At 46.2% G+C, this 12747-nt stretch carries 12 protein-coding genes and 1 tRNA gene; 8 read left to right on the top strand and 5 right to left on the bottom strand.

The window, feature by feature from the left end; all coding sequences use genetic code 11:
• Positions 1-20: 20 nt before the first annotated feature.
• Both yicI and ACOTWU_RS18380 read right to left on the bottom strand, forming a co-directional pair.
• Complete coding sequence (yicI, locus tag ACOTWU_RS18375) at positions 21-2339, bottom strand: alpha-xylosidase (RefSeq protein WP_126498999.1); 2319 nt, start codon at positions 2337-2339, stop codon at positions 21-23.
• A gap of 12 nt (positions 2340-2351) precedes the next feature.
• A complete protein-coding gene (locus tag ACOTWU_RS18380; protein ID WP_032646751.1) occupies positions 2352-3743 on the bottom strand; it encodes a glycoside-pentoside-hexuronide family transporter in 1392 nt (463 codons plus the stop codon).
• 288 nt (positions 3744-4031) lie between these two features.
• Here ACOTWU_RS18380 and ACOTWU_RS18385 point away from each other — a divergent pair.
• From ACOTWU_RS18385 to drt3b, 3 genes are all read left to right on the top strand, one after another.
• Positions 4032-4126, top strand: a tRNA-Sec gene (locus ACOTWU_RS18385).
• A 110-nt stretch (positions 4127-4236) separates the two neighbouring features.
• Entirely contained in the window at positions 4237-5490 is a 1254-nt protein-coding gene (gene drt3a / locus ACOTWU_RS18390; protein WP_126314420.1) for an antiviral reverse transcriptase Drt3a, read from the top strand.
• Entirely contained in the window at positions 5491-7458 is a 1968-nt protein-coding gene (drt3b, locus tag ACOTWU_RS18395) for an antiviral reverse transcriptase Drt3b (RefSeq protein WP_220719616.1), read from the top strand. It begins immediately after the preceding gene.
• Positions 7459-7739: 281 nt separating this feature from the next.
• On the opposite strand, the gene ACOTWU_RS18400 is transcribed toward drt3b, so the two are convergent.
• A complete protein-coding gene (locus ACOTWU_RS18400; protein WP_072052037.1) occupies positions 7740-7916 on the bottom strand; it encodes a toxin-antitoxin system HicB family antitoxin in 177 nt (58 codons plus the stop codon).
• Between the two features lie 136 nt (positions 7917-8052).
• Between ACOTWU_RS18400 and ACOTWU_RS18405 the strand changes: the two genes are divergently transcribed.
• The 5 genes from ACOTWU_RS18405 to ACOTWU_RS18425 all read left to right on the top strand — a co-directional run bounded on the left by ACOTWU_RS18405 (position 8053) and on the right by ACOTWU_RS18425 (position 11190).
• Entirely contained in the window at positions 8053-8394 is a 342-nt protein-coding gene (locus ACOTWU_RS18405; protein ID WP_006812446.1) for a SymE family type I addiction module toxin, read from the top strand.
• 50 nt (positions 8395-8444) lie between these two features.
• On the top strand, positions 8445-9482 hold the full coding sequence (locus tag ACOTWU_RS18410; RefSeq protein WP_126498985.1) for a virulence RhuM family protein: 1038 nt from the start codon (positions 8445-8447) through the stop codon (positions 9480-9482).
• Positions 9483-9745: 263 nt separating this feature from the next.
• Positions 9746-10231: a type VI secretion system tube protein TssD gene (gene tssD, locus ACOTWU_RS18415; protein ID WP_126498984.1), complete on the top strand. Its 486-nt coding sequence runs from the start codon at positions 9746-9748 to the stop codon at positions 10229-10231.
• A gap of 9 nt (positions 10232-10240) precedes the next feature.
• Positions 10241-10606, top strand: a complete 366-nt coding sequence (locus tag ACOTWU_RS18420; protein ID WP_072051083.1) for a tlde1 domain-containing protein — start codon at positions 10241-10243, stop codon at positions 10604-10606.
• Positions 10603-11190 carry a hypothetical protein gene (locus tag ACOTWU_RS18425; protein ID WP_223826496.1) on the top strand — a complete coding sequence of 196 codons (588 nt, stop codon included), beginning with the start codon at positions 10603-10605 and terminating at the stop codon, positions 11188-11190. The genes ACOTWU_RS18420 and ACOTWU_RS18425 overlap by 4 nt, the downstream gene beginning before the upstream one ends.
• A gap of 32 nt (positions 11191-11222) precedes the next feature.
• On the opposite strand, the gene ACOTWU_RS18430 is transcribed toward ACOTWU_RS18425, so the two are convergent.
• Together ACOTWU_RS18430 and ACOTWU_RS18435 are read right to left on the bottom strand one after the other, a co-directional pair.
• Entirely contained in the window at positions 11223-11666 is a 444-nt protein-coding gene (locus tag ACOTWU_RS18430) for a GNAT family N-acetyltransferase (RefSeq protein WP_017383639.1), read from the bottom strand.
• A gap of 48 nt (positions 11667-11714) precedes the next feature.
• Positions 11715-12485, bottom strand: a complete 771-nt coding sequence (locus ACOTWU_RS18435; protein ID WP_223230145.1) for a GlxA family transcriptional regulator — start codon at positions 12483-12485, stop codon at positions 11715-11717.
• Positions 12486-12747 lie beyond the last annotated feature (262 nt).

Genomic DNA, 12747 nt, shown 5'->3' on the forward strand with positions numbered 1-12747 from the left:
CCACCGGGCATTTTTCCAGCTCAGAGGTGAACCACCACCTCATCCCCCTCGGCTTTCACCACCACACCCCATTCGCTGCCCGCATGTGAACCGCCTTTTACGCCGCCGACCTTCTGCACGTTGCGCAAGCATACCGACCAGTTTTGCGCATCTCCCGCGCCGGTAAAGGTCACGACGTCGCCCTGACGTGACGCCTTCAGCGTAAACACCACAGAACCGTCCGCCGCAGGCACTTCACTTACCGCCGTTGCGCCATCGCTCAGGTTGAAGAGCTGGAAGGCCGTCCCCTCGTGCCACGCATAGTCTGGCTTCTGGTTATTGTTACCCAGCGCCAGCAGCGTGTTGTCGCGCACATAGACCGGCAGGCTCAGGAAATCATGCTGCTGCTTATGCCAGCGGCTACCCTGAATTTCGTCGTTGTGCCACAGGTGCGTCCAGCGCCCTTCCGGCAGGTAGAACTGCACGTCCCCCGCCTCGGAGAACACCGGCGCCACCATCATTGAATCCCCCAACATGTACTGGCGGTCGAGGTAATCGCACGCCGGATCGTCCGGGAACTCCAGCATCATCGCCCGCAGCATCGGCGTGCCGAACTCGTGCGCCAGCGCCGCCTGACGATACAGGTACGGCATCAGCTTGCATTTCAGCTGCGTGAAGTGGCGCACCACATCGCAGGACTCGTCATCGTACGCCCACGGCACGCGGTAGGATTTGCTGCCGTGCAGGCGGCTGTGGCTGGAGAACAGCCCGAACGCGCACCAGCGTTTGTAGACGTGCGCCGGAGCGGTGTTTTCGAACCCGCCGATATCGTGGCTCCAGAACCCGAAGCCGGACAGCCCAATCGACAGCCCGCCGCGCAGGCTTTCGGCCATCGACTCATAGTTGGCGTAGCAGTCGCCACCCCAGTGTACCGGGAACTGTTGCGCACCCACGGAGGCAGAACGGGCAAACAGCACCGCCTCTTCTTCTCCCACCGTCTCTTTCAGCACGTTCCACACCAGTTCGTTGTAGATGTAGGCGTAATGGTTGTGCATCTTCTGCGGATCGGAACCGTCAAACCACTGGACGTCCGTCGGGATACGCTCGCCGAAGTCGGTCTTGAAGCAGTCGACGCCGATCGCCACCAGGCCTTTCAGTTTGTCCGCATACCACCGGCACGCCTCCGGGTTGGTGAAGTCGTAGATCGCCAGCCCCGGCTGCCATTTGTCCCACTGCCACAGGGAGCCGTCCGGGCGCTTCAGCAGGTAGCCCTTCTCTTTCAGCTCCCGGAAGATCGGCGATTTCTGGCCGATATACGGGTTTATCCACACGCAGACCTTCAGCCCTTTCTCTTTCAGGCGGCGGATCATCCCTTCCGGATCCGGGAAGGTCACCGGGTCCCACTCGAAATCGCACCACTGGAAGGCCTTCATCCAGAAGCAGTCGAAGTGGAACACGTGCAGCGGCAGGTCGCGCTCGGCCATGCCGTCGATAAAGCTGTTCACCGTCGCTTCGTCATAGTTAGTGGTGAAGGAGGTGGTCAGCCACAGGCCGAACGACCACGCAGGCGGCAGCGCCGGACGGCCGGTAAAGCGGGTATAGCGGTTCAGCACTTCTTTCGGCGTCGGGCCGTCGATCACGAAGTACTCGAGATATTCCCCTTCCACGCTGAACTGCACTTTGGACACTTTCTCGGAGCCGACTTCAAACGAGACGTTTTCCGGGTGATTCACCAGCACGCCGTAGCCGCGGTTGGTCAGGTAGAACGGGATGTTTTTGTAGGATTGCTCGGTGCTGGTGCCCCCGTCGCGGTTCCAGGTTTCGACCGTCTGGCCGTTGCGCACCAGGGCGGTAAAGCGCTCGCCCAGGCCGTAGACCGTTTCCCCCACGCCCAGATCCAGACGTTCAAACACATAGTTGCGATCGGTGTTGGTATCCTGCACGTAGCCGTTGTTTTTCAGCTGGCTGCCGGTAATGCGATGGCCGTTGCGCAGGAAATCCAGCGCCCAGAACTCGCCTTTGGTGACGCGCACGCTGACGCTGCCGCTTTTCAGTTCGACAAATTCGGCGTTGTTTTCAATCCCGACCTTGACGTCTTTCAGGACGTTCAGCGGATAGTGCGGGCCGTTGTTCAGCGCGCCCTGGAAGTGCTCAATGCGCACCCCGATAATCCCCTCCTGCGGAGCAAACAGGCGCACCGTGAACATCAACGTGTCGAGCTGCCAGGTGCGTTCGCGCACGTCACGCGGCGCGACGTACACCACCAGGTCATTGCCCTGCTGCTCCACGTCGAACACCTGCACCGGATACGTCACGTTAAGGCCCGGTTGGATAAGCCAGTTTCCATCACTGATTTTCATGCTTACGTCCTCTTAGTTCTGCAATTCTTTGCTGACCGGCAGGTTTTCAAATTCCTGCTGATTACGGCGCGCGCCCTGCGCCAGCTCGCCCAGGATTTTGGTCAGGAAGGGGGTTTTCAGCGTGTAGTAGCGTTTGGCGATGATGGCGCTCAGCACGTAACAGATCGCCGGTGCCAGGGTAAACAGGCCGATGATGATGCTGATGGTCGCGCTGTTCTGGGTTTTGGCTGCCGCGTCGTAGCCGCCGCCTGCCAGCATCCAGCCGATCATCGCCCCGCCCAGCGCCAGGCCGAGCTTCAGCACGAACAGCGTGCCCGCAAAGCTGATGCCGGTCAGTCGTTTGCCGTTGGTCCATTCGCCGTAGTCGACGGTATCGGACATCATAACCCACTGAATCGGCGTCACCAGCTGGTGCAGCACGCCGATAACGAAGATGAAGCCGAACATCAGCACAGTGGCATGCATCGGCACGAAGAACATCGCCACGCTGACCACCGCCAGCGCGGCGTTGGTCCACCAGAAAATGCTGACCTTGCACTTCCAGTCGGTGAGCGGTTTTGCCAGCGCGGAGCCAATCAGGTTACCGACGCAGTAGGTCGTCAGGAACGCGACGAACACCTCCGGCGAGCCCATGATCCAGGTGCAGTAGTACATCATCGCGCCGCCGCGCACGCAGACGGCGAGGATGTTGAGGATGGTCAGCACGCCGACGATGCGCCACTGGTCGTTTTGCCAGATGTCGCGCAGGTCTTCCCGCATGGAGGTGGTGCTCGGCGGCACCTGGATGCGCTCTTTGGTGGTGAAGAAGCAGAACGCCAGCATCAGGAACGCGACCACCGACAGCACGGCGATCCCGCCCTGGAAGCCGAATGCCTTATCGTCGCCGCCAATCAGGTTCACCAGCGGCATCATCAGCACCGTGGAGAGCATGCCGCCCGCCGTCGCCAGCACAAAGCGCCAGGATTGAAGGGAGATACGCTGCGTCGGGTCGTTGGTGATCACGCCGCCCAGCGCGCAGTACGGGATATTGACCACGGTATAGAGCAGGGTCAGCAGCGTGTATGTGATGGCGGCGTAAACCATTTTTCCGTTAAGGCTGAGGTCCGGCGTGGTGTAGGCCAGCACGCAGACGATGCCGAACGGAATGGCGCCGAACAAAATCCACGGACGGAACTTGCCCCAGCGGCTGCGGGTGCGGTCGGCAATCAGGCCCATACACGGGTCGGAGATCGCATCCAGCGCGCGGGCCAGCAGGAACATGGTGCCGACAAACCCGGCGGGAATACCAAAAATATCGGTGTAGAAAAACATCATATAAAGCATGACGTTATCAAAAATGATATGGCTGGCGGCGTCTCCCATGCCGTAGCCAATCTTCTCTTTTACTGACAGGACTTCGCTCATATTTTTATCCTTCACGCTGTAGGGGGCGCTGAGACCGGTTGCATTGGTTTTAAACCATTGTTTCAAAGGCGGGTATTGCGTTTTCTGGTTAGCAGATTACGTTTCTTGTTTTTTGTGATCGGGATAAAAGTTGGTGAGCACGAAATGCTAACCTGAGGATTTTCTTAAGAATTAGCTGAAACAGGGGGGTTAAGGTCAAAAGAGAGGTGAAAAAAGTGGTGTGGGGTATGTGGTAAATGCCTGAAAGTAGCTATAATGCGCCCCGCCTCCATGTAGCAATGCAGGCGCGGAAGATCGTCATCTCCGGTGAGGTGGCTGGACTTCAAATCCAGTTGGGGGCGCCAGCGTTCCCGGGCAGGTTCGACTCCTGTGATCTTCCGCCAAAATTATTCCTACCCTATGTTATTTCTGACCGATAAAAGTAATTTAGATTGATTTAAACGTCATTTTTTAGTACACAATATTTAATTAAAAATGTACTGAGAGTAATGAAATGAATAAGCAATCATTCAGCGAAAAAAATTTAAAGAAAATTTTGCAAACAAGGCACAGAAAAGCTCGTTCGTTAAAATCAAAACCCACAAAGAACTCTCTTTCTGTCCTTTCAAAATCAATCACCGATAAATCATTCACTCTAGATGACTTCAATCATTATAATTCAAATAATAAAATAATATATACAACTGCCATAGTTGATGATGACATAGTATTAGCTAAACTAAATTCCAACATTGCTAAAGCATATAATCTAAGGCAAAGTGATAGACATAGCATTGTAAAGCAAGTTATTTCTTTATTAAAGGAAGAAACCCCGAAATATATATATAAGTTCGACATTAGCGATTTTTATGAAAGCATAAACCCAATTGTTCACTGCTCAAAAATATTAGAAAATAATTTTTTATCCGCTGAATCAAACTTTGTGTTAACAGAGTACATCAGGGTTCTAGAAAAAATGATAATTAATGGAATGCCCAGAGGCATAGGACTAAGTTCTACAATTTCAGAATTAGTCATGAATTCTTTTGACAAGCAAATGAAAAGCAATCAAAAAATATATTTTTACACGCGCTTTGTTGACGACATACTAATATTTTCAACAGAACGAATAAATATAAAGAATGAAATTATAAAATTCCTGCCAGATGGTCTCAAACTTAACTGGAAGAAGAACAAAGTAATTGCAGTCACACCTTGCAGATGTTATGTAAAATGCATCTGCTCAAAAGCAAAATGTAATTGCTTTGATAAATGCAAATGTAAAGCAGTTAACGCCCAGATACAAAACTTTGACTTTCTTGGTTACAACTTTGAGTTTCCTGAGCTATCTTTCAATAAATCAAGCGAAAAATTGAAAGTGGGATTGTCTAATAAAAAAACCTTAAAATTAAAAAATAGATTATACAAAAGCTTCAGAGACTACCATAATAATGGCAATTATAATTTACTAGAAAATAGAATCAAATTCTTAACGGGAAATCATTTCATTTCCAATGGAAAACATAAATCTGATAGAATGAAATCAGGTGTTTATTATAATTACATCCATTTAACATCATTAACCAGATATGAAGAGCTTGATTTATATTTAAAAAAAATGATCCATGCTAAAGTCTCCACTAAAATATTTCTAAATAACACGCATAAAAAATCACTAAATAAATATTCATTCATTTCAGGATTTAAATGTAAATTTACAGAGATATTCAACGGAAACCAAATAAACAAAATAAAAGGATGCTGGTAAATGGATAAAGTAATCATAAAAAAACATGACACCCTTCGTACATTGTTAACAGAAACACTACCATATGAAGTACCATTAATCTTTTCCAACATAGGTTTCTATAAGTTCCTCAAAAAAAGGGACAAGGCTTCCTATTTTTTTAAGGACCTTTTGGTAGAAAACAAATCACCGATGATTCCATTCAACTACTTTATTACTAAAAATGAAAAATCAACAAGAAAAATCAGTATTCCACATCCTATAGTACAATATGAGATTGGAAATTTAATACATTCAAATGCAGAGTATATTACATATTTATGTTCTAAATCTAATTTTAGCATAAGAAAACCTACAGCAGTTGCAGCATATTATTATGAGTCTTCACCATTCGATTCTCAATATAATTCAGAACTAAAGGATGACGATGTCGCTCAGCAAGACACAAATGAAGATGAAAAATATTCATCTTCATATTTCTCTTATGATGGTTACACTCTCCTTTATAAATTTTTCAATTCATTAAAATTTCAATCTATAGAGAAAAAATTCTCATATTCTTTGCGCTTTGATATTGCTAAATGTTTTAGCAGTATTTATACACATAGTATAAGCTGGGCAATAAAAGGAAAGGTTTTCTCTAAAGAAAACCTTTCTTCAAATTCTTTTGACAGCAAATTTGATCATTTATTGATGAGGATGAATGATAACGAAACAAATGGAATATTAATTGGGCCGGAATTTTCCAGAGTTTTTGCAGAAATAATTTTACAAGCTATAGATGTAGCTGTTGAGCGAGATTTAGAAGAAAAAGGATATAGAAATAATTTTGATTATGTTGTAAAGAGGTATGTAGATGATTATTTTGTTTTTACAAAAAATGAAAATGTTGGCGATATAATTTATGATTCATTTATCCATGAAATGGCTAAATTTAAGTTATATATTAATGAGTCTAAGGAACAGAGAGAAAGAAGGCCATTCATTACTAAACTTACTATTGCTAAAACGCATGTATTAAGTGAGATCAGCGATTTTTTTAAATCAATTAAACGGGATAAAAACCATTTACCTAAAAATGAGTGGCAAACAATTCCAAGCATTGTATTTATCTACAAACCGTATACTCGATCTAACACTTTAATTACGAAATTCAAATCCATTGTCAAGCAAAATGATACAAATTATGATGCCTTTAGTGGGTTAATGATGTCTGTGCTTAGATCAAGATTACAACGAATAAATAATGAGATACAGTATATTACAGATATAGAAACCTATAGCTCTACGTATCGTAACTTCATCATATTTAATATAGATTTCTTAAGTTTCTTGTTCGCAATGAATATAAAATCAAGAACAAGTCATTTAATGTCACAACTAATTGTTATTATCGGAGAAATTAATGCAAAATTAGTAAAATCAGATCAAGATGAAGTAATAAAAAAACTTAAAGACGAAACGAGGATATTGATAGACATCGCTGTTCAAAATGGTAAGCCTAGAATAGAATTTATCAACTTTATGATCGCAGTACGTTCCATCTTTAAGGATGCTGTTTTGGATGATGAATCTATCAAACATTTTTATAAGATAGATAACAATATGACCTCTCATCTTGATTACTTTGAAACTTGCTCATGCTTACATCTTCTTTGTAACAAAAACAACAACAATAATCTTATTGAAAGCATATATTTTTCATTTCATGAGAAAATTAACAATACAAACAATCCGCGAAATCACTCAGAGATAGCACATCTACTTTTAGATCTTGGAACCTTTCCACATATCCCCATTGACATTTATAAAGACGCACTGAAATTATATTTCTATAAAACTTATGGAATATATCCAACAGTTCAAGAAGTTAATGCAATATACAATAAGATTCGCGAAAGAAAATTGTTTTTTATTGACTGGAATGAATCAATTAACATTAAAAAATTACTACAGAAAAAAGAAATGCAAAGAGGGTATGATTCATAATAATTTTGTGATAATGTGTTTTTGCCCCTGCGGATGTTGGCATCATTGACATAGGGTGGGTTAGAATTAACCGGGCACGCAAATGCTTGGAAGCTTTCTCATCAGTTATTCGTCATTAGTCGAATACTTCATACTTCGGTTTGAAGAGCAAAAGACAGTGTAAACGGGTAGTGCCGTGGACGGAACGCGACTAACGTGATGTCCCTCTGTTTTTTGTTACATACACACCAGCAGGGGCACAAATCCTACCCTGAATATATTTCTAATATTCGATGTTTAATCTACTTTTTATTAGCTATTTCTTTGCGCCCTAAATTTTTAAGCCAATTCCCCAAACTCATCCCTTCAGCCTTCGCAGCCTCCTCAAACTGTGCCTTTAACTCCGGCGTAATACGAATCTGAAACGTCGGTGCTTTTCCGGATTTAGATTTGTTAGGGTCGCGTTTAGCTGTTGACATGTACGTACCTACAAGAGCAAGATATCTTCACTGAGGTACGTACCTTATCATACGAAGACCTCAAATTGAAACGCCCTCGCCAGGTACTCGCAATACCGGACGAGAGCTAACCTCACCAACTATCAAGGAGTTGATTATGGCTGATTCGCATTCTACCCCAGACACCGACCAATCCGGAACCGAGCGTTCGTTAATTGTGGGATACCGCCCGAATGTTTACGACAAATCTACGCCAAAAATCATCCTTTCCGGCAAGTGGCTGCGCGCGGCGGGGTTTGATACCGGGCAGCAGGTCACGGTAAAGGTCATGAAAGGATGCATCGTTCTGGTGGCGTATAACGAGCAGGAGCAGCGTTTGCAGGACGATTATAAACGGACGAAAGCAAAGCTTATTGAGATAGAGGACGCGCTTGCAGCGATCCAAATTCCACATGCTGGAAAGCGCCTCGCAAAATCAAATACAAACCACCTGGCTTAGCGGCTGTTTCTGGCATACTACCTGCCTGGTGCATTAGATGTGGAGGCGACATGGCAGATAAAGACGTAATCCAATCCCCGGCAGGCGAATTTGTTATGTTTGCCAGTGATGATGGAACGGTTCGCATCACATGTCGCTTTGAACATGAAACACTCTGGCTGTCGCAAGCAGCCATTGCGTCTCTTTACCAGGTCACTCCTCAAGCTATTACTCAGCATATTAAAGCCATTTACGAAGAAGGTGAGCTTGAACAAAAAGCAACTTGTAAGGCTTACTTACAAGTTCAGCAAGAAGGTCAGCGCAAGGTCAATCGCAACACACTTCACTATAGCCTGCCCGTCATTCTCGCCATCGGCTATCGCGTCCGGTCCACGCGAGGCACACAGTTCCGCCAGTGGGCCACCCAAACGCTCCAGGAATACCTGGTTAAAGGCTTCGTTATGGACGACGAGCGCCTGAAAAATCCGCCTGTGGGATCTTCCGCCGTCCCTGACTATTTCGATGAAATGCTGGAACGCATTCGCGATATACGGGCCAGCGAACGCCGGGTCTATCTTCGCGTGAGGGAGATTTTCGCATTAGCCGCTGACTATCAGCCGTCGCTCAAAGAAACCACGCAATTCTTTCAGACCATCCAGAATAAACTGCATTTTGCCTGCACTGGGCACACCGCTGCTGAGTTGATTCACCAACGTGCGGACGCCACTCAACCGCATATGGGGCTGACCAGCTATAAAGGCAAAGAAGTCCGTAAAAGCGATGTCACCACCGCAAAAAATTATCTGTCTCAGGATGAGGTGAGCGAGCTTAATCGCGTCGTTAATATGTGGCTCGATTTTGCCGAAGATCAGGCCAAACGCCGCAAGCAGGTATTTTTACGAGACTGGCAAACCAAGCTCGATCAGTTCCTGCAATTCAACGACCGGGACGTTTTAGAAGGCGCAGGAAAAAGCAGCAAGAAAGCGGCTGATGAGAAGGCGTGCTCAGAATACATCGAATATGAAAAAAAGCAGCGCCTGCTGAAAGAGGCCGAAGGTGAGAAAGATATTGTCGGCTTATTAAAATGGGATAAGCAGGCTAAGCGCTAATCCCGGCATAGGTTCATTATTCAATGATATTCATCATTTCAATATTTGATGCTTTTTTTAGTGACTATTATTCTTGCGATGGAAGAATAGTCATAAATCAACCTTATAAATTTTTAAACGTCAATTGATACCATCCATATCTCGCAACTACAACTTTCTATTAAACCAACCGAAATTCTTTAACATTCCTGTTTTGAAATGAAAGTCACAATTTAAATCCATTATGAAGAGTAGTTTCCCTCAGTCTATAAAAGGAGATTGAGATGGCTATACCTGTTTACTTATGGCTCGAGGATGATTCAGGCCGGAGGATTAATGGATCTGTCGATATAAAAGATCGCGAAGGTTCAATGGAAGTGATTGAATTTATGCATTCTATAGAACAACCTATAGATAAATTCTCCGGTAAAATCACTGCAAAACGCATTTGTAGTACCTATGCATTCATGAAAGAGATTGATTCATCATCCTCTTATCTATACAAAGCCTTATGCACTGGGCAAACACTTAAAAAAGCAGAGTTCATATTTTACAGAATCAACTATAACGGACTTGAAGAGGCTTACTTTAAGACAACTTTAGAAAATGCAAGAGTAGTTCAAATTGAACCACTCATGTTTGACATTAAACTACCGCGAAACGAACGCTATACACATTGTGAATATGTAGATCTAACATATGAAAAAATAACATGGCATTACATAGATGGAAACATCATTCATTCTGATACCTGGAAGGAACGCGCTTAAGGAGAAAGTATGTCCTGGGAATATGATGTAAAAGAGCACAAATTTTATCTGGATGGTGTCTACCAATTTGATGCAGATTACGCAGGTGCTAGTGGTTACAAAAACGATCCGTCACAAGAATGTGTAAAAAACAGCGGACCGCTGCCACGAGGTACCTACACTATTGGGTCCCCTCATAATTCAGCCCACACCGGGAAATATACTCTCAGCCTCACGCCCTACTCGACAAATGATATGTGTGGTAGAGACTCATTTAAAATACATGGTAAAAGCAGTTTGCACCCTGACGACTCTTCAGAGGGCTGCATCATTGCTCCTCTGAGTGCCAGAAGGAGTATCTGGAAAAGCAACGATACGGTATTGATAGTCAAATGAAGCGTTTATTTTGTTTATTGCCATTACTCGTTGCAGTCAGTTCGCACGTCTCAGCAACGGAAATGACCGGCTTCGCGACCGAGTATTACGATGAAGACGGATCACTGACGGAAATTTCTACAACAGTGCCCCTTTCACCGACCATCGCTATAAGCAAGCAAGCCGTACGAATGGAGGTTACTCACCTGTCAGATATCACCAGCACACCAGTTAACAAAGACAGCTCAGCACGCTGGGTCTGCCTTCATGACGACGATGGCACGAATTACTGGTTCATTTCTGATAACGAAATGGGTGCAGGATTGTTAACTGCGCTAGTTATTGCCAAAGATGGCATCCATAAAGAGTGTGCTAAAACAACGGAACCTGTCAGCGTCTCAGTCGCGAATGTTCCATTGTTGAATGCTACTCACAGGAATCTAATTGAAATGTTCGGCAAGAAAGGGATCGCCAAAAAGAAAGCGATACTTTTTTATCAGGAGACGCCAGTACAGAATGGATTCATCCAGAGTAATACGGTCTCGTATTACTTCGATGGCGAAAAAGTGCGTGGTGTAATCATCGGGCAAATTACCAGTAACTAGCTTGCAGACGCCCTCTCCAGAGGGAGAGGGCGTTAAGCCTGTCCACTCAACCGCATATGCAACAATGGAAACGGATTCCCCTGCCCATCCAGTTCCGAGCGCCCGACCTGCTCAAACCCCATATGACGATAAAACGCCACCCCCTGCGGATTCTGCTCGTTCACATCCACTTCATTTACGCCGAATTCTGCAATGGCATATTGCAGCAGCATTTTCCCGATACCCTTCCCCCGGCTCGCATCATCCACAAACAGCATTTCAATGCGATTTTTATCCACGCCCAAAAAGCCGTGAATAATACCCACGTCATCCCGGGCAATCACAACCCTGAGATTAGGCAAATATGCGTTGAGCAATAACGGACGCAGCGCCGCGATATCGCTTTCCTGCAAAAAGCGGTGCGTGGCGCGAACGGACGACTCCCAGACTGCGACGAGGCGTTCAAATTGTGAGGGGTGTGCGGCTTCTATTTTCATGATGATATTCCGGTTGAGTAAAGTTTCAGGGCAGCAATGTAATGATATTCAGCTCTGCGACGTGCGCCACACGCCAGGCGTACAACCATACTCCGTCTGAAAATGACGAATAAAGTGCGCGCAGTCGCTGAACCCCATCCGCTGCGCAATATCTGTCACGCTTTGCTGTGAGTTCTTCAGCAGCCAGCAAGCATAGCGCAGTCTGGCGCTGCGGATAAATTCGCGGGCCGTTTTGCCGAATTCTGCGTGGAACAGACGGTTGAGCTGGCGTTCACTCAATGCCACTTCTCGCGCAAGCCCGGCGGTGGTGAGCGGCCGGGTCAGGAACTGTTCTATCAGCATGACGGCGCGGCGCAACCGCGAGTCAGGGATAAGCGCAAAATTCGCCGGACGCGGGGTGGCAATTTCATGCGGAACGAGCGACAAACGCTGACAGGTGGTGCTGGCGATATCATCCCCGGCATGGGCGCGGATAAGCTCAGTTGCCAGCGTCAGGGTGGAAATACCGCCCGGGCAGGTCAGCACATCGCCATCGTCGATGAAATCATACCCTTGCTCAGCATAAACCAGCGGGAAAGCCTGCCGAAATGCATCAAGGTGGAAAGGATGGATGGACGCTCGTCGTTCATTCAGCAATCCTTCCTGTGCGAGCACAAAACTGCCGGTGCCAATGCCAATGAGCGGAACCCCGGCATGGTGGGCATGTGCCAGATACGCTTTATCCCCCTGATACCCTAAGTCCAGATACTGCAATTCACCGCCGATAACAGCAAGATAGTTAAAACTGTCCGGCGGCGCATGGGGGGAATCCGGTCTCATGATAATCCCCGCATTGCTGATAATCGGGATATCAGGAAATTCACTTATCAGGCTGATTTTAAATGCTAATTTATCCTGAGCTTTCGCTGCATAACGCAGCGCCTCCAGCAACCCGGAGACGGCCAGGAGTGAATAACGGGGCCATAATATCAACCCAATATGCAGACACTTTTCCGGTACTGATTTCCCCCCATCGGAGGAGTCAAATACACTTTTCATTTACTTGCCAAATTTAAAATTAATTACATTATCGCAACATGAT

The organism is Enterobacter cloacae complex sp. GYL001 (assembly GCF_049237125.1).
Taxonomy (GTDB): Bacteria; Pseudomonadota; Gammaproteobacteria; order Enterobacterales; family Enterobacteriaceae; genus Enterobacter; species Enterobacter hormaechei_C.

Coding starts and splice junctions, on each gene's coding strand:
- yicI (WP_126498999.1), bottom strand. CDS start 2,339: ATGAAAATCAGTGATGGAAACTGGCTTATCCAACCGGGCCTTAACGTG.
- ACOTWU_RS18430 (WP_017383639.1), bottom strand. CDS start 11,666: ATGAAAATAGAAGCCGCACACCCCTCACAATTTGAACGCCTCGTCGCA.
- ACOTWU_RS18435 (WP_223230145.1), bottom strand. CDS start 12,485: ATGAGACCGGATTCCCCCCATGCGCCGCCGGACAGTTTTAACTATCTT.
- ACOTWU_RS18400 (WP_072052037.1), bottom strand. CDS start 7,916: ATGTCAACAGCTAAACGCGACCCTAACAAATCTAAATCCGGAAAAGCA.
- ACOTWU_RS18425 (WP_223826496.1), top strand. CDS start 10,603: ATGAAGCGTTTATTTTGTTTATTGCCATTACTCGTTGCAGTCAGTTCG.
- drt3a (WP_126314420.1), top strand. CDS start 4,237: ATGAATAAGCAATCATTCAGCGAAAAAAATTTAAAGAAAATTTTGCAA.
- ACOTWU_RS18420 (WP_072051083.1), top strand. CDS start 10,241: ATGTCCTGGGAATATGATGTAAAAGAGCACAAATTTTATCTGGATGGT.
- ACOTWU_RS18405 (WP_006812446.1), top strand. CDS start 8,053: ATGGCTGATTCGCATTCTACCCCAGACACCGACCAATCCGGAACCGAG.
- ACOTWU_RS18410 (WP_126498985.1), top strand. CDS start 8,445: ATGGCAGATAAAGACGTAATCCAATCCCCGGCAGGCGAATTTGTTATG.
- tssD (WP_126498984.1), top strand. CDS start 9,746: ATGGCTATACCTGTTTACTTATGGCTCGAGGATGATTCAGGCCGGAGG.
- ACOTWU_RS18380 (WP_032646751.1), bottom strand. CDS start 3,743: ATGAGCGAAGTCCTGTCAGTAAAAGAGAAGATTGGCTACGGCATGGGA.
- drt3b (WP_220719616.1), top strand. CDS start 5,491: ATGGATAAAGTAATCATAAAAAAACATGACACCCTTCGTACATTGTTA.